Below are 14,954 nucleotides of genomic sequence, written 5' to 3'. Positions count from 1 at the left end.
CCATGAAACACATATATTATTTATTCCTCTTCACATTTTTATTGAATTGCACGGCTTGCGTGGATTCCTTGGACATGAGCCCGGAAAACTCTGTCACATTCATGAATGTTTTTGAAACAGAACGAGAACTAGAGATTGGCGTAATGGGTGCGGAAGCCTCTGTACGCAATGAATGCGTTGGTCAAGACCTTGCCCCCAATGGAGAATATTCGGATTACATTGAAGAAGGTTCATCGTCACTATTACAAGAACATGAACCCTTTATGTATATTGTAGATTGGGATTGGTTTTATCGTGTAATCTCATACGCTAATGTACCATTACCTTATATTGATAAAATTGACATGCCAAAAGAAAGACGCAATTTTTACAGGGGACAAATCTACTTCTTTAAAGCATTTGCTTACTTGCATATCGTTCGTCTATGCGGAGATTGCGTCTTGATTCGTGACGAAGTGGAAACCACCCCACAAGGGCAAACCTCTTGGATAAAAGTAATAGATTACGCCATTGAATTAGCTAAAGAAGCGGTACAACTTCTCCCCGAATGGGACAAATTAACGGACGCAAACGGCAATGCTGTAACTCATCGTGCCCGTCCATGCAAAGGTGCGGCAAATGCCTTGTTAGCCCATTTGTGCGCGTGGAAAGCTGGTTGTAAATACATGGCAAAACCGGAAGACCGAAATTATGATGAACAGGAACTGTGGAAAATAGCGGAACAAGCTTGCACGGACATCATCAAGCGGGAAGATATTTATAAACTAGCGGATACCCCGGAAGACATGTGTGAAACAACCTTCATGGGTGGTTCAAAGGAGAGTGTTTTCGAGAGTATTTTCCGAAATTATTGGGATGAATTGGCTCAGACAAAATGGGATCAACGTCTAGCTTCAACCGATATGGCAGTATTTTATCAAGGCTATCCAGTGGTTACGGGGGCAACGATGGCTAATATACAATACATGAGATTCCGAATCACGAATGAAACCGTTGAAAAAATGTTCTCCAAAGACGATTTAAGACGAGATGCTTGGTTTTATCGGTATGAATATATGCGTGATTCCGTGGATATTGATATAACAGGCGGATACGCTTACCCTTACAAACACCGTAAAGCCTATGTTTCCACGGACGGAGGTGCGGGCGGCGGAGAATTTATCAATTTCGACGCTAATAAAATCTGGTGGCGATTAGCCGATATTATTCTATTGAGAGCTGAATGCCGGGCTAGATTAGGTGGCAGTTACCTGCAAGGTGCGATAGACGACCTGAACACTATCCGGACTCGTGCAAAAGCAAAATTATATGATGCATCCGAGTATGGCGGTAACTTGCGTTATACAATATTTAAAGAACGGGAAAAAGAATTCCTGATAGAGGGTGGACGTTGGTTTGACGTGTTACGCAATGAATACTACAAAACGGAATTATATGGCGGTTTTCGTAACGTAAGCGCCCAAGATATTATTGACGGTGTATTCTTTGGTGCCCTTCAAAGTTCAAATTTTTGGGATAACCCCTTGTTAAGGCAAAATATATATTGGCAACGAAGAATGTAAATGGAACAACGTAAATCTATTAAATTGAAGTTTATGAAAAAAATATATAATATATTTGTTTGTATTAGTGCCGCAATCTTCCTGTCTTCTTGTACCGCACAAGATTGGTATGACAGCGGGGTTTCCAGCCCTTATCATGATTGTTCTATCATGGAGTATTTACGAAAAGATACATATAACTGGGAATTAACCGTAAAATTGATAGAACGGGCAGGATTAACCGATATGTTCGAGGGAAAAGACTCGAATTACAAAGAGATTACTTTCTTTGCTCCCCCGAGTTACACTATATTACGACATTTATGGAATAACGGTATGGAATCAGTGGACGAGATGAGTATAAAGGATTGTAAAGCAATCGTGCTACGCCACGTGTTGAACAAAAAATACTTGAAAGCCGACTTTGCATACCGTAATGTAGACTATATGATTGACGACGAATTACAAGACGGAGGAACGGATGTTGAAACTTTAGGCGGCAGTCATTTACGAATTTATCGAGATAAATCGGCTTATGGCGGAGTTCCTGATTTAGGTCCCGAGACCATGTACATTTATTCTTTTACAAAAGCAACAATGGTTCCTCTCGCCACCCCAGACATTCAACCTCTGAATGGAGTAGTTCATGCATTGAATTATAATTACGATTTGGGAAGAATATAATGGAGGTATTAAAAAATTAAAACTATGAAGAATATAATTATATTGACGATTATTGCCATGGTTACTTGGCTTGGAGTCGGGTGTCAAGATGTAACCATAGGCTATTTATTGACAGAAAATGCCAGTTATGAAACCGATTCAATGATTGTAAAAAAAGATTTAGATATTACACCTCCAAGTTGGGGTATTTGGTCGAACCCGGAATATTACGATTTAATCAACATGGGGATACCACCTGAAGAAATTCTCGAATGGGGAATCGAACCTACTTATGAAGGTATGGGAGGAGAAGGAGAAGATTATTATCGGTTAAAGTGGAAACAACCATGGGTAAGCGTACCTATCGAAGGCATTCAAGGAACTCAACAGATTTATGTTACCGTGAAAGAAATCAAAACAACGAATGGCGATGCTAATAAATTAGCGGATTGCCTAACTGTTAGAGGTAATGGAATATTCGAGGTTCCTATTGAACATGATATTCCCGTCGGACGTTACGTGATCTCCTTAAATTTCTCGAACGAGGGGTACTCGAAAGACGTAAATGATTGTTTCACCATCATCGTGAAATAAGTCATCGTTGCGTGTCAGGAGGGCACTTTCACTAATGCCCTCCTCTACCCCTTCACAAAAATAATCCTTGTTTTCCCGGCGTTTGACAAGGAATGTTAAGCCTATAAAGTCGAAATAGACTTGATATAAAGTCGCTTGACATTCGAATGAAAACAAGTTTGTAACATGTGTGAATCTATTTTATTTCTTCTTTTCAGACTGAATAGAGGCTATACAGTCATATCAGTCTGACTGGAGAAGAACATTGTCTTACTAAATAACAAAACTATGGCAGAAATTGATTCTGATTTTGTACAAACCCTTTCCGGTAAGATCGGAGGGGTATCCGTGGTGGAGCGTTACGGGAAGAAGTTTGCCAGACTCCTACCCGGCACGTATCACGATGCCCAAAGCGAAGAACAGTTGCAACAACGAGGAAAGTTGAAAGCTGTTACCGTCCTCTATCAGCGAATGAAAGATTCGCCGATTCGCCGGATCTGGCGGGTTGCCGCTATCGGTTTACCCATGTCAGGGTATAACCTGTTCTTGAAACGGAACATCCATGCGTTCCGGGGCGACGGATTCGTGGCGGATTACTCGCAATTGCATTTCAGCGAGGGCGTCCGGCAACAAGCGGAGAATTTAAACTTGGAAACCATGTCCGACGGCAATTTCACCTTGCACTGGACATGTAACCCCGATACAGCATCTTCCTCACACACCGACCAATTACTGATTATCCTAATTGAAGAGAAAACCTCATTCCTTCCCTTGTATATCGCAACAACTGTTTGCCGTGCCGACGAAAACTACACCTTCCGTCTTCCCGCCGGAGTATCGCTTCCTTCTCATTTGTACTGCTTTTTCAGTAATGAGAACTTTTATCAATTTTCAAACGATAAACATTTCCAACTATGATGAACACCAAAACCATTAAAAAGTATGTAACAGAATTAAGTAAAGCTCGAGTGGAAATTACCAATGATCCCTATCACCCCGTCACCTTCAATCGTGCCGACAATTTCGCAGATTACCAACTTTACCTCCTTGGACTGGAAATCGAGTTATTGCCCCTTGCTGTAAAGATCGTCCTCAACCGCACACACACCAATCACTGGCGCAAGTTAGCGTACAATTATTGCCTTCACGTGGAGAGTCTGTTCACGGGAAAGAATATCAACGGCATTCACCGCCATTTATTAATCACCAAAGGAAACGAGCTCGTGTCTTTACAGGATTTGTCAAATGACCACCGGAAATATCTTGACCGGTTTCTCACCTTGCAACGAGAGTCTTTCGAAAGAACTAAAGCCAGCCTGCTCGGCACGACCTCTTTCCGTCCATCCGATTTCATGCTTGAAGGTACCGAAATAGACTTGAACGAATTAATCAATTTCCTATGGCATTCCGGTGCGGTGAAAGGCATCACTCCCGGTGTCACGAAAAAGGCTTTCGCGGGATACTTCTCGGCCATGATGAACCGGAAATGCGCCAATAATTTCGAAGATAGGATACACCAATCTCTCGGGCGTTACAACCCGCTTAAATACGTGGACAAACTGCGGGAGCAGTACCTCGATTACGCGGAGCAACGAGAACAGAGAAAAAAATAACTTCCCTTCCTTTTCACTAACCACAAATCTACAATATTATGGAAAAATATATTGACATCGAGTATCAACTCCACGTGTTACTGGAATGTAACCACACGTTATTGAACCAAGTGGAAATATTGCTCAACCGAGTGGACCAACAAACGATAGCCCCGACTACAGAATGGCTGGACGGCAACGATGTCTGTCGCATTCTGAAAATATACCCCCGAACATTACAAGTTTATTGTAACAAAAATATTCTCCCCTTCCGGCGTTTAGGAGGCAAAGTATTTTTCAGCAAAACGGACATCGAGGCTACATTGGAAGCGAAGAAATTTTAACGAAGAACACGTATTAAACAATCTGCATTTCTTGCAAATCCACTTTTAACAAGTGGATTTGCAAAACAATGACAAGTTTATACTAAAATCAAAACCATTAAAGAATACATGAGAACCTTATTTTTCCACATATTCATCAGCAATCTCAATTAGGTCAAGTTTTATATCATCCCAATTTTTACCAAGCAAACATATAGGATCAGGAAATTCATCCGCAACACTAAAATCAGTGAACAATCGTAACAACTCTTTGGGCTCATGTTCCCACGGATGCCTTTTCTCATGAAAAGCAAACATTTCAGATAGTGGAAATCTAGCAAGCAAAAGATGTAAATCCCAAAAATCCTTTTTTCGTCCACCGCGAGACACCACATTCATTTTCATCGCAATAATATCACTTAGGCTAGCCATACGTATATTGTCAATGATTTCAATCTCATTTATAAAAGAATCCGTGTACATCAGATCAAGTTTTATATAATTATCAGCAGACAACCCTATATAATATGATCTGCCATTTCCCACTACCGAAGTTGTATCCGTGGATTCATAATATGGAAATCTAGCACGAAGATAAGATTCAAAATTCCGGTAATTTAGACTACCGTATTCTACATCTGTGAATAAATCAATATCTTCTGAAATACGATGACCAAATCGCAAACTGAGATTAGTTCCACCAACCAAACGAAACGGGTTAAACAATTCTTCCGCCATCAGCATATCAAGAATTTCCTTCAAATATGGTTTTACCGTTTCATAATGTAATACTGTCATTAGAATGTTTCGTTTTAGTAATCCGATAATAATTGTTCGATTTGTAACCTTCAAGTTCAGTAACCTCTATATTATAGAAACGTGCTATTTCTTTCTTCTCTGCTTTATTTCCTCGTTCTAAAACCCTTTGTATTACGGCTTTTTTGTATTTACCCCAGTCTATCGAATCAAAATCTACGTCCCAAAACAAAGACTTTCGGATATTGGGAATTCCAGATACAGACCGACTTAATTCCTTATTCTTAAATTCTATTACTAAATAATACGCCTGAAGAGCATATAAGAATCCATCTTCGTATCCCAATGCCTGTTCTATCTTAAGAGATAATTCAATTGTCAGTTGCCGCCGCCCGTTAATTATAGCATTAAGAGTTTGACTATGAACACCAATAGAAGCAGCGAAAGAACGCTGGCTGAGATTTTTCTTTTTTAAATCTCGGCTAATGATCTTTCCCGGATGAATTCCTTTTAATATGTCAATTTTATGCACCATAATTCTTTTTACAAAGATACGAAAATGCAAACAAATTTGTTTGCATTTTTATAACAAAAATCACAACACTAATTCCCGAAACAGTTTCTCGAACGTCACGTCAAGGTCGGCAGAGAAACCGGGATGAGGACGGGAGGTCTGTATTGAAGTACTCCGGACGGCGGTAAGCCAACGGAAACGTTCCGGAATTTCAAATTCGGCAATAGGACCGCCCTCTTTCGCTCCGGAACAGATACGATCGAAAACACGCAGATTATTTTCTATCACCTCAACCTCCGCCTCCGGAAAAAGCGTTCTCAATTTATCCTCGTGCAGGATATATTTTGCCTTGAGGTATTTTTTCCGTTTGGAAAACAAAATGATTCCCACGTTCACAAATTCTTCCCGTTCCACCCGGGGCACAACCCGGATGACCGCATATTCATACAAGTATTTCTCTAGCATGTTGAGCTTCTTTTATAAATATTTCCGAATTTGCTACCCGCTCCACAAGGAAACGCACGTAAGTATCTTTAACCTCCGAAGGCAATACGCCGAAATCTTCCCAATTCAACCATTCGTCGGGAATCAAATGGACAATCTCCCGTATTTTTTCCGGCGTGAGCAAGGCTTTCAGTCCGGCATCCACTTCCACCAACCGGCTCGCCCGAGGCAACAAGACATGATCTTTTACCTGCCCGAAAGGACTCAAGACGTGTTTTTCCCAATTCACCCACGAGTAATGAAAATAAAGTGATGAACCGTGGTCTATCAACCAAAGTTCCTTGTGCCACATCAACAAATTGGTATTTCGTATCGTGCGATCGATATTCGTGAGCAAGGCATCCAACCAAACAATTTTCGATGCCAATTCGGGATCAATTATATTCACCGTGGGATCGAACCCTAATGCCCCCGACAAGAAATGAAGCCCCAAGTTTAACCCCCGGCTCGCTTTCAGCAAATCCTGTATCTCCTCGTCGCCTTCCGCCTGCCCGAATGCCTCGTCCAGTTGAAGAAACACGATCTCGGGCACCCGTAATCCCAAAACACGAGCCACCTCTCCCCCGATCAGTTCAGCGATCAAAGCTTTTGCCCCGTGACCTGCACCCCGGAATTTCACCACGTATTTGAATTCATCATCCGCTTCCGCCAATGCCGGCAAAGAGCCGCCTTCACGCAAGGGCATGATATACCTTGTAACATTTGTAGTCCGTAACTCCATATCGTTCCTTTATTTAAGCAAAAACAAAGATATAAATAAACAACAATTTTACCGGAGATTTCACACGAAATACTCTATTAACTTTTTTTATTTAAGCAGTAATATTGTATGTATGAATTAAAAAACAAAAGATATGAAAGAAAAAAGTATGACAGACGAAAACATGAGTCTATTGTTGAAAAACAGCAGAACATTGATAGACAAAGTCAACTTGTTGCTGGAAAAACTGGAACATTACACTTACACCCCGGCAACCGAATGGTTGGATTCCTGAGAGGTATGGCGTTTCCTGAAGATGGGAAAAGAGGATATGAATTAAAAACAAGAAAGGGGTAAAAACCCCTTTTCTTCAAAAACTCCTCCGTCTGCTTCGCAGCCACCTCCTCTATAAACAGAGGAGGAGCTGATGAATCTTTCCAAAAACGGCGAGTAACCAAGCTCCCCCTCTGTTTATAGAGGGGGTACGGCGTAGCCGGGAAGAAGCTAAAATGACTTTTACCCCTTTCTTGTTTTTTAATATCTCCGATTGTTCCCGCCGCTTCTTTCAACACGGGGACGTGCAACGGTTACGCTAATTGTCTTTCCTTCAAATTCCGTTTCATTCAATTTAGCAATAGCCTCTTGAGCCTCCGGCTCATTCGCCATTTCAACAAACCCGAAACCACGTGACCTTTTAGTTTCGCGGTCTGTAATAATGTAGGCAGAAGTTACACTACCATACGCTGAAAATAATTCTTGTAAGCTTTCACTCGTCGTGCTATAGCTTAAATTGGATACATAGATGTTCATCATTTAGGTATTTAATTATTGATAATGGGTTATCCTTTAACTTGCAAGAGCGATTCTCACAGCATTCATGCCTTTACGACCGCGTTCCAACTCAAAAGTAACCATATTTCCTTCAACAATAGGGTTTTGGACGCTGGTAATATAGAAAAAATATTTTTCCGTACTATTGACATCCTTGATAAAACCGAATCCCCTGTCCTCGTTAAAATATTCCACCCGACCTCTCAACACGGTTTCTTCGGTTTCCTCTTTCTTTAATGTAGAGACAGCAATGTCTTCTATATTAATCTCCTGTTTGTTATTCATATCAGGAGGGGTATCGGTAATAAGACCATTTTCATCGACATAAGCGATCATATCCTCAAAAGATCCGTTACCGGCATTTGCTTTACGCTCCTCTTTGCGTTTCTGTTTTTCCAGTTTCTTACTCTGTTTCTTCTTTTCTAATTCTCTTTTACTAAACGATATCGCCATAGGCATTTATAAATTATTATAGTTATATTTACGCAGAGACAGATACCGCGTTCAATTCTTTTCCTGTCAGTTTCTGTATATTTTTAAGCATGATACTTTCTTCCTGTGAACAGAACGTCAGAGCAGTCCCGCTATTCCCGGCACGCCCGGTACGTCCGATCCGGTGCACGTAAGTTTCCGCCATATCAGGCAAATCGTAATTAATCACAATCTCCAGATTGGCAATATCTATTCCCCTCGCGGCAATGTCCGTGGCAATAATCACGCGAGTTTTACCCGATTTAAAATTCGAGAGTGCACGCTGCCTGGCGTTTTGAGTCTTATCACCATGAATAGCCTCACAGCCTATGCCCTGCTTGTTCAGCACCCGGGCAATTCTATCCGCCCCGTGTTTGGTTCTTGAAAAGACCAAAACCGTCTTTTTCTTTTCCTTTGCTAGAATCTCGACAAGCAATTTGCTCTTTTGAGATTTTTCCACGAAATACAATCTCTGGTGGATGGTATCGACGACCGACGACACGGGTGCCACCTCTATTCTAACGGGTTTGTACAGAATTGATTTGGATAGGTTAGCAATTGTCACGGGCATGGTTGCCGAAAAGAAAAGACACTGCTTTTGTTTCGGTAGCATAGGCAACAATCGTTTTATATCGTGTACAAAACCCATATCGAGCATCCGGTCTACTTCATCCAAGACGAAGTGACGGATATGGCTAAGGGAAATGTATTTTTGATTAATCAAATCCAGCAAACGCCCCGGCGTTGCCACCAGAACATCCACCCCGGATTGAAGTTGTTCTACTTGTGATCGTTGATTTACTCCCCCGAATATTACCGTGTGGCGTACACTCGTGTATTGGGCATAATCACGAAAACACTCATCTATCTGGATTGCCAATTCTCGTGTCGGGGTAAGGATTAATGCCTGAATCTCCCTTTTCCGGTTCTTGGACATCTGTTGATCAAGCTGTTGAATAATGGGAATAGCGAACGCTGCGGTTTTACCCGTTCCCGTTTGTGCCAAACCTAATAAATCACGCCCCTCCAATGCGACCGGTATCGCCTGTTCCTGAATGGGAGTCGGCGTTTCATATTTCTTATTTACCAAAGCCTTCAATATCGGCTCCGAAATATTCAATTCTCTAAATGTCATAAAATATCTGCTACTTTACAGCTAGCTCTGTCTAATTAAAAATTTAAAACAAATAAGTTGATTTTGAAGTCAATTTTGACGATGAAAAGACCTGCCTGAATACGACAGAGCAAAGCACAGCTCTAAAAGATACAATATGAACTCGATTGTTTGTTCTGCAAAGATACGAAAAATAATTTAACAATCCAACTCACTCCCGCACTTCACTAGGGCAAACGCGTCAAAACGCTTTTCGCCCGGTTCATAAAGTAACGGGCGTCCTTCGGACAAGGTTTACCGGCAGCCATGCTGCCGTGGACAAAGCGCCCGCTAGGGTCCATAAACCTTATGAACTTTATAGACTTTATAAACTTTTAACTAAAAGGGCGAAAAGCGTTTTGACGCGTTTGCCCTGCGCACTTCACCTTTGATTATGAATTGGAGGATGGGGCGGCAGGGATCGTTGCAGTAGAGCGTAATTTGTTTGCGTTGTTTGCCGATTCTTCCGGCGGAGTGGAAAACGACGTCAAGTTGAGTGGATTTGCCGGGGAGAATGACACGTTGCCCGGGGACGACGGCGGTACAACCGCAGGTGGTTTCGATTTTGCGGAGCAGAAGGCTACCGCTGCCTGTGTTACGAATAGGGATGATGATCGATTTTTCTTCACCTTCCTTTAGCGTTCCGAAATCATATTCCAAAGAATCAACCTCTATTCGGGGAGCTTTGGCTTTTTCTTCCTCGCTCCACTCGTTAAAATTCTCCTTTACTTCAGCTTCGGCAACAACGCCGAAAGAATAATCCACTTCTCCATCAACCAAAAAACGGAGAACATTATAATATTCACCCAACAACATTTCATTTTCCGGTCGGAAAGTGATAATCAAAGTATCTATCTCACCGGAAGCAATATCATATCCTCCCAAACGCCAATCTTGAACGCTCCCTCCTATTTTCCGACAAGTCAACTCAGGGAAATTATTAAAGCCTTCCAATCGGACAGCCTTACTCTTGGGATTATATACCATGACGGTATCCGTGTACTCCCGCCCGACATAAGTCGTACCTAAAGCAATATTCTCTTTATTGAACAACAGATCGCCCAAGGGGTAAATAAACCCTTCCGGAACTTTCTTCCCGGAACAGGCACAAACCCCTAAAGACAATATAAAAATCCAATAAAAATTTCTCATGACAAATCATAAATCGTTTATGAATTTCAAAGCTACTATTAAAATCTTAATTTCGTCCGGGCATTCTCCGAATTTTGTGGAGAAAACGTATTTTTGCCTCGAAAACAGCATAATTAATCAGAGAAAAGTAGTAATTAATGGTTTCGTTAGTGGATTATTTACTGTTCTGTTTATCCCTCCAAGATAAATTTGTTGCAGTAAAATGAAGCAAAATCTTTAATTATAAATTTTAATCCACCATGAAAACAAAGAATTTATTCATTGCACTTATTTCGATGTTGTTCGCCTTTCAAGCGTGCACGACGGATGACGTGTCATTAACAGAAACAGGCCCCGGTGACGGGACGAATCTCTATGCCATCAAAGACAATGCTTTCGGGGAATATCTAAAATACCTGAAGGTTAGCGGAGTTTATTCCCAAGTATCCAACGAGAGCGGGAACGCCGTTATCTCCTACGTGATCGACACGGTTGAATCCCAAGGCTACACGGGAGAGATCAACCTCAACAAGAGTAACAGTTCCATGACGAAACTGGAAACAGCCGGACTGACGACAGCTAAAGAGAAAATCAAAGACTTGGACGGCATCCAGTATTTTCCGGGAGCCACGTCATTAATCCTCACGTCAAACGAGTTGACATCCATCAATTTGAGCAAGTCTGTGAATCTAACCTTATTGAATTTGAACAACAACTGGATAGGTTCGTTCGATTTGTCGCAAAACACGAAATTAAAAACACTTTTATATAACGCCAGTAGCAGCGCATCTGCCCCGGAAAACAGCAAACTTATCGAGATTGATCTTACTCACAACGTGGAATTAGACACGATATCCATGACAAATCACGAGTTGGAAAGTATCGACCTGTCACAGAACACGAAACTACGGGGAGTAAACTTTAAAGGTAACAGCAATACTTTGTACATACCGCAAGAAGTGTACGACAGATTGAATACGGCGACCGGATTACAGCCGAGCAAAGAACCGGAAACCCCGGGAGAAGGGGATTACTACACGATTCCGGATAAAGCCTTCGGCGAATTTTTGCACTACCGTTTAAAAGATCAGGGTATCGTGGCAGAAGAAAACGGAGCGTATAAAATTGACAAGACAAAAGCCGCCGCCTACACGGGAGAACTGGATCTGACCAAAAGCAAAAGCGCTATTACCGAACTCACGGAGGCCGGACTTGAAACGGCAGAAACCAAATTAACCGACTTGAGCGGTATCGAATATTTCACGGGAATCACCTCGTTGAAACTGGTTTCCAATCAAGTTACCTCTTTAGATATCACAAAACTCGTGAACCTCACTTATCTGGATTTGAACGCTAACTGGATCGGCAGTTTGGATTTAACCAAAAATACGAAGTTAGAATACCTGCGTTACGGGGCTAGTTCAAGTAAAGATGCCCCGGAAAACAGCAAACTTTCCAATCTCGACTTAACACAGAACACAGCATTAACCACCGTTTTATTAAGCGGTCATTTATTGAATGACTTGGATTTAAGTAAAAACACGAAATTGACTGTCATTGACTTAAGTAAAAACCCGGGAGTTCCCTTTGTCGTTTCCTCTGAAGTTTACGACAATGTTGCAGCCGAAGGCAATAAGAACACGGTCATCGACAGTATCAAAAAATAACACCATGATTTACATAGGAGCACTTATTTCAATTCAATTCATTGCCCTGACTGCCTACTGGCTGTTCAAGAAATATCATGCGCAGGCGGTACTGCTTTTCAGCGGTTTGGCGATGTTGACCTTAGCATTGCTGCTGGGGTTCGATATTCCCGAACTGAAGAACGCTACCGGACTGAAAGAGTTCGATCTCTTCAAAGTGATACAGGAGATTTTCAGCGAGAAAGGTGCGGGAGTGGGATTGATGATTATGACCATCGGAGGATTCGTGGCTTACATGAAGCACATCAAGGCAAGCGATGCCCTCGTGTACGTTTCCATGCAACCGCTGTCTATCTTCCGGAAGTACCCCTATCTCGCCGCATCATTAGTGATACCTATCGGGCAACTGCTGTTTATCTGCACTCCCTCGGCGACGGGGCTGGGACTACTGCTGGTAGCTTCCATCTACCCGGTTCTCGTGAGTCTGGGTGTCAGCAAACTGTCTGCCGTATCGGTAATCTCGGCATGCACGGTATTTGACATGGGGCCCGCCTCGGCAAATACAGCCAGAGCATCGGAACTCGTGGGGATGAATAACGTGATGTATTTTATCGAACACCAGATGCCGCTGACCATCCCTATGACGATACTGCTCATGGTAGTGTATTACTTCAGTAACCGGTATTACGACAGGAAAGATGCGTTGCACAAACAACCCGAAGAACCCAAACGGGAAGATTTCAAGGTAGATGTACCTCTGATTTACGCCATTCTTCCGGTATTGCCGTTGATCCTGTTGATCGTGTTCTCGAAATACATTCAATTGTTCAACTTCTCGGTAGAACTCGACACGACGACAGCGATGTTCATGTCATTCTTTATCGCTATCATCTTCGAGCTGATCCGGCAAAAGAACCTCAAGAATGTATTCGCTTCCATCAAAACGTTCTGGGACGGCATGGGAAAAGTCTTCGCCAGCGTGATCACGTTAATCGTCGCTGCCGAAGTCTTCTCCAGAGGATTGATCAGCCTCGGCTTTATCGATTCGCTGGTGATGCTCTCGCAGCACATCGGGTTCTCCGGGGCAGCTATAGCCATATTGATGACACTGCTCATCTTCGCGGCTTCCATGTTGATGGGCAGCGGTAACGCGTCATTTTTCTCGTTCGGACCGCTGGTTCCTTCCATCGCTACCAAAGTAGGATTGGATGGGGTGAACATGATATTACCGATGCAGCTTGCCTCCAGCATGGGGCGCGCAGCATCACCTATCGCCGGGGTTATCATCGCCATATCGGAAATCGCCGGGGTATCGTCCTTCGACCTCGCCCGCCGGAACCTGATTCCGCTATCGGTTACCATGATAGTCATGCTGGCATATCACTTCTTAATCGGATAAGGTATGAATATTACAATTATAAGAAACGCAAATATATACGCCCCGGAAAAACTGGGGATAAAAGATCTTCTCGTGTGTAACGGGAAAATAATCATGGTGGATGAGAAGATCGAGTTGACGAGTGTGAGCCACTCGGAGATCGATGCCGGGGGCATGATCGTGACCCCCGGTTTTATCGATCAACACATGCATATTATCGGTGCAGGCGGCAAAAGCGGTTATTTCTCCATCACCCCCGAAGTACAACCGAGCGAACTGATTCGCTGTGGAACCACCACGGTAGTAGGTCTGCTGGGTACCGACGGTATCACGAAAGAATTGACCACTCTCTACGCCAAATGCAAGTCACTGGAACAGTACGGTATCGGGGCATATATGCTCACGAGTTATTTCGCCGTACCCCCGAAAACGATCATGAACAGCGTGGCAGAGGATATGTTGTTTATTGACAAAATCATCGGTTGCAAGGTAGCCATTAGCGATGAACGGTGTTCATTCCCGACCAAGGAGGAGCTACTGCGCCTGATCAATCAAGTACACACAGGTGGTCTGACTTCCGGCAAGGGAGGAGTTTTACATATCCACTTGGGAGCGTTACCTTCCCGTATGCAACTCCTGTTGGAAATCGCACGGGAATATCCCACGCTGGTAAAACACATCTCTCCCACTCACGTGGGCAGAACGGCAGCCTTATTCGAGGAAGCCGTCGAGTTTGCCCTTCTGGGAGGAATGATTGATATCACCACGGGAGGCACCAAATACGATGAACCATACAAGATTCTGTTGCACGGTCTGGAAAAAGGAGTACCTATCGACCGCATGACTTTCAGCAGCGACGGCAACGCGGGAATGAGCAAGAAAGATCCGGAAACGGGCGAACTCGTGTTCTACAAAGCCCCCTTGCACTTGAACCTGCAACAAGTGCAGAAACTGGTGAAAGAAGGTGGACTACCGTTAGAAGAGGCTCTCCGCCCGGTAACGACCAATCCGGCAAAGAACATGACCTTGCGCACGAAGGGACGCGTAGCCCCGGATTGTGACGCCGATTTCTGTTTATTCGACAACGAACTGAACCTGCAAGGCGTGATCGCGGGTGGTGTGGAATGGATGCGCCGGGGACAGTTGGTAAAGGTTGGAAATTTCGAAACGCTTTAACT

Annotated in this window: 18 protein-coding genes; 10 read left to right on the top strand and 8 right to left on the bottom strand. The window is 43.1% G+C overall.

The features are described 5' to 3' along the window. Positions 1-2 precede the first annotated feature (2 nt). From H8S64_RS05125 to H8S64_RS05100, 6 genes are all read left to right on the top strand, one after another. Positions 3-1,562, top strand: coding sequence for a RagB/SusD family nutrient uptake outer membrane protein (locus H8S64_RS05125; protein WP_186975238.1), 1,560 nt, complete (start codon positions 3-5; stop codon positions 1,560-1,562). Positions 1,563-1,595: 33 nt separating this feature from the next. After that, positions 1,596-2,225, top strand: a complete 630-nt coding sequence (locus H8S64_RS05120) for a fasciclin domain-containing protein (protein ID WP_186975237.1) — start codon at positions 1,596-1,598, stop codon at positions 2,223-2,225. 24 nt (positions 2,226-2,249) lie between these two features. Continuing rightward, positions 2,250-2,798, top strand: coding sequence for a hypothetical protein (locus H8S64_RS05115; protein WP_099292221.1), 549 nt, complete (start codon positions 2,250-2,252; stop codon positions 2,796-2,798). 267 nt (positions 2,799-3,065) lie between these two features. Beyond that, positions 3,066-3,695 (top strand): DUF6266 family protein, encoded by a 630-nt coding sequence (locus H8S64_RS05110; RefSeq protein WP_186975236.1) that lies wholly within the window; start codon positions 3,066-3,068, stop codon positions 3,693-3,695. Continuing rightward, positions 3,692-4,390 carry a hypothetical protein gene (locus H8S64_RS05105; RefSeq protein WP_186975235.1) on the top strand — a complete coding sequence of 233 codons (699 nt, stop codon included), beginning with the start codon at positions 3,692-3,694 and terminating at the stop codon, positions 4,388-4,390. The genes H8S64_RS05110 and H8S64_RS05105 overlap by 4 nt, the downstream gene beginning before the upstream one ends. 38 nt (positions 4,391-4,428) lie before the next feature. Continuing rightward, positions 4,429-4,713: a helix-turn-helix domain-containing protein gene (locus tag H8S64_RS05100; protein WP_186975234.1), complete on the top strand. Its 285-nt coding sequence runs from the start codon at positions 4,429-4,431 to the stop codon at positions 4,711-4,713. Positions 4,714-4,830: 117 nt separating this feature from the next. Here the strand turns inward: H8S64_RS05100 and H8S64_RS05095 are convergent, their stop codons facing one another. The 4 genes from H8S64_RS05095 to H8S64_RS05080 are packed head-to-tail and all read right to left on the bottom strand — an operon-like array spanning position 4,831 to position 7,187. Beyond that, on the bottom strand, positions 4,831-5,490 hold the full coding sequence (locus H8S64_RS05095; protein ID WP_099292218.1) for a nucleotidyl transferase AbiEii/AbiGii toxin family protein: 660 nt from the start codon (positions 5,488-5,490) through the stop codon (positions 4,831-4,833). Beyond that, positions 5,471-5,983: a HigA family addiction module antitoxin gene (locus H8S64_RS05090; protein ID WP_186975233.1), complete on the bottom strand. Its 513-nt coding sequence runs from the start codon at positions 5,981-5,983 to the stop codon at positions 5,471-5,473. Before H8S64_RS05090 ends, H8S64_RS05095 begins: the two co-directional genes overlap by 20 nt. A gap of 60 nt (positions 5,984-6,043) precedes the next feature. Beyond that, positions 6,044-6,427: a DUF3037 domain-containing protein gene (locus H8S64_RS05085; RefSeq protein ID WP_099292216.1), complete on the bottom strand. Its 384-nt coding sequence runs from the start codon at positions 6,425-6,427 to the stop codon at positions 6,044-6,046. After that, the gene (locus H8S64_RS05080; RefSeq protein WP_186975232.1) at positions 6,405-7,187 is read right to left on the bottom strand and encodes a HipA family kinase; all 783 of its coding nucleotides are present in this window, start codon (positions 7,185-7,187) and stop codon (positions 6,405-6,407) included. Before H8S64_RS05080 ends, H8S64_RS05085 begins: the two co-directional genes overlap by 23 nt. Positions 7,188-7,320: 133 nt before the next feature. Here H8S64_RS05080 and H8S64_RS05075 point away from each other — a divergent pair, with 133 nt between their 5' ends. Beyond that, positions 7,321-7,461 carry a hypothetical protein gene (locus tag H8S64_RS05075; RefSeq protein WP_176555056.1) on the top strand — a complete coding sequence of 47 codons (141 nt, stop codon included), beginning with the start codon at positions 7,321-7,323 and terminating at the stop codon, positions 7,459-7,461. A gap of 239 nt (positions 7,462-7,700) precedes the next feature. On the opposite strand, the gene rbp is transcribed toward H8S64_RS05075, so the two are convergent. The 4 genes from rbp to H8S64_RS05055 all read right to left on the bottom strand — a co-directional run bounded on the left by rbp (position 7,701) and on the right by H8S64_RS05055 (position 10,773). Then, on the bottom strand, positions 7,701-7,976 hold the full coding sequence (gene rbp / locus H8S64_RS05070) for an RNA-binding regulator (RefSeq protein WP_099292214.1): 276 nt from the start codon (positions 7,974-7,976) through the stop codon (positions 7,701-7,703). 36 nt (positions 7,977-8,012) lie between these two features. Continuing rightward, positions 8,013-8,456 carry a cold-shock protein gene (locus H8S64_RS05065; protein ID WP_176555055.1) on the bottom strand — a complete coding sequence of 148 codons (444 nt, stop codon included), beginning with the start codon at positions 8,454-8,456 and terminating at the stop codon, positions 8,013-8,015. 22 nt (positions 8,457-8,478) lie between these two features. Continuing rightward, a complete protein-coding gene (locus H8S64_RS05060) occupies positions 8,479-9,603 on the bottom strand; it encodes a DEAD/DEAH box helicase (RefSeq protein ID WP_186975231.1) in 1,125 nt (374 codons plus the stop codon). A 357-nt stretch (positions 9,604-9,960) separates the two neighbouring features. Beyond that, a complete protein-coding gene (locus tag H8S64_RS05055; protein WP_186975230.1) occupies positions 9,961-10,773 on the bottom strand; it encodes a DUF1573 domain-containing protein in 813 nt (270 codons plus the stop codon). A gap of 239 nt (positions 10,774-11,012) precedes the next feature. Here H8S64_RS05055 and H8S64_RS05050 point away from each other — a divergent pair, with 239 nt between their 5' ends. Genes H8S64_RS05050 through iadA form a run of 3 tightly spaced genes read left to right on the top strand, consistent with a single transcriptional unit; the run spans position 11,013 to position 14,952 of the window. Continuing rightward, positions 11,013-12,419, top strand: a complete 1,407-nt coding sequence (locus H8S64_RS05050; protein ID WP_186975229.1) for a leucine-rich repeat domain-containing protein — start codon at positions 11,013-11,015, stop codon at positions 12,417-12,419. Between the two features lie 4 nt (positions 12,420-12,423). Continuing rightward, the gene (gene dcuC / locus H8S64_RS05045) at positions 12,424-13,797 is read left to right on the top strand and encodes a C4-dicarboxylate transporter DcuC (protein WP_099292208.1); all 1,374 of its coding nucleotides are present in this window, start codon (positions 12,424-12,426) and stop codon (positions 13,795-13,797) included. Between the two features lie 3 nt (positions 13,798-13,800). After that, positions 13,801-14,952: a beta-aspartyl-peptidase gene (iadA, locus tag H8S64_RS05040; protein ID WP_186975228.1), complete on the top strand. Its 1,152-nt coding sequence runs from the start codon at positions 13,801-13,803 to the stop codon at positions 14,950-14,952. The last annotated feature ends 2 nt before the right edge of the window (positions 14,953-14,954 follow it).

This window comes from Butyricimonas hominis, assembly GCF_014287455.1.
Taxonomy (GTDB): Bacteria; Bacteroidota; Bacteroidia; order Bacteroidales; family Marinifilaceae; genus Butyricimonas; species Butyricimonas muris.
This window is presented reverse-complemented; position numbering and strand designations above follow the sequence as displayed.

What these genes read in the sequence shown, in the direction of transcription:
- H8S64_RS05125 (WP_186975238.1), top strand. Translation starts at nt 3, where the DNA reads ATGAAACACATATATTATTTATTCCTCTTCACATTTTTATTGAATTGC.
- H8S64_RS05075 (WP_176555056.1), top strand. Translation starts at nt 7,321, where the DNA reads ATGAAAGAAAAAAGTATGACAGACGAAAACATGAGTCTATTGTTGAAA.
- H8S64_RS05100 (WP_186975234.1), top strand. Translation starts at nt 4,429, where the DNA reads ATGGAAAAATATATTGACATCGAGTATCAACTCCACGTGTTACTGGAA.
- dcuC (WP_099292208.1), top strand. Translation starts at nt 12,424, where the DNA reads ATGATTTACATAGGAGCACTTATTTCAATTCAATTCATTGCCCTGACT.
- H8S64_RS05105 (WP_186975235.1), top strand. Translation starts at nt 3,692, where the DNA reads ATGATGAACACCAAAACCATTAAAAAGTATGTAACAGAATTAAGTAAA.
- H8S64_RS05115 (WP_099292221.1), top strand. Translation starts at nt 2,250, where the DNA reads ATGAAGAATATAATTATATTGACGATTATTGCCATGGTTACTTGGCTT.
- H8S64_RS05090 (WP_186975233.1), bottom strand. Translation starts at nt 5,983, where the DNA reads ATGGTGCATAAAATTGACATATTAAAAGGAATTCATCCGGGAAAGATC.
- H8S64_RS05060 (WP_186975231.1), bottom strand. Translation starts at nt 9,603, where the DNA reads ATGACATTTAGAGAATTGAATATTTCGGAGCCGATATTGAAGGCTTTG.
- H8S64_RS05080 (WP_186975232.1), bottom strand. Translation starts at nt 7,187, where the DNA reads ATGGAGTTACGGACTACAAATGTTACAAGGTATATCATGCCCTTGCGT.
- H8S64_RS05095 (WP_099292218.1), bottom strand. Translation starts at nt 5,490, where the DNA reads ATGACAGTATTACATTATGAAACGGTAAAACCATATTTGAAGGAAATT.
- iadA (WP_186975228.1), top strand. Translation starts at nt 13,801, where the DNA reads ATGAATATTACAATTATAAGAAACGCAAATATATACGCCCCGGAAAAA.
- H8S64_RS05065 (WP_176555055.1), bottom strand. Translation starts at nt 8,456, where the DNA reads ATGCCTATGGCGATATCGTTTAGTAAAAGAGAATTAGAAAAGAAGAAA.
- H8S64_RS05050 (WP_186975229.1), top strand. Translation starts at nt 11,013, where the DNA reads ATGAAAACAAAGAATTTATTCATTGCACTTATTTCGATGTTGTTCGCC.
- H8S64_RS05120 (WP_186975237.1), top strand. Translation starts at nt 1,596, where the DNA reads ATGAAAAAAATATATAATATATTTGTTTGTATTAGTGCCGCAATCTTC.
- H8S64_RS05110 (WP_186975236.1), top strand. Translation starts at nt 3,066, where the DNA reads ATGGCAGAAATTGATTCTGATTTTGTACAAACCCTTTCCGGTAAGATC.
- H8S64_RS05085 (WP_099292216.1), bottom strand. Translation starts at nt 6,427, where the DNA reads ATGCTAGAGAAATACTTGTATGAATATGCGGTCATCCGGGTTGTGCCC.
- rbp (WP_099292214.1), bottom strand. Translation starts at nt 7,976, where the DNA reads ATGAACATCTATGTATCCAATTTAAGCTATAGCACGACGAGTGAAAGC.
- H8S64_RS05055 (WP_186975230.1), bottom strand. Translation starts at nt 10,773, where the DNA reads ATGAGAAATTTTTATTGGATTTTTATATTGTCTTTAGGGGTTTGTGCC.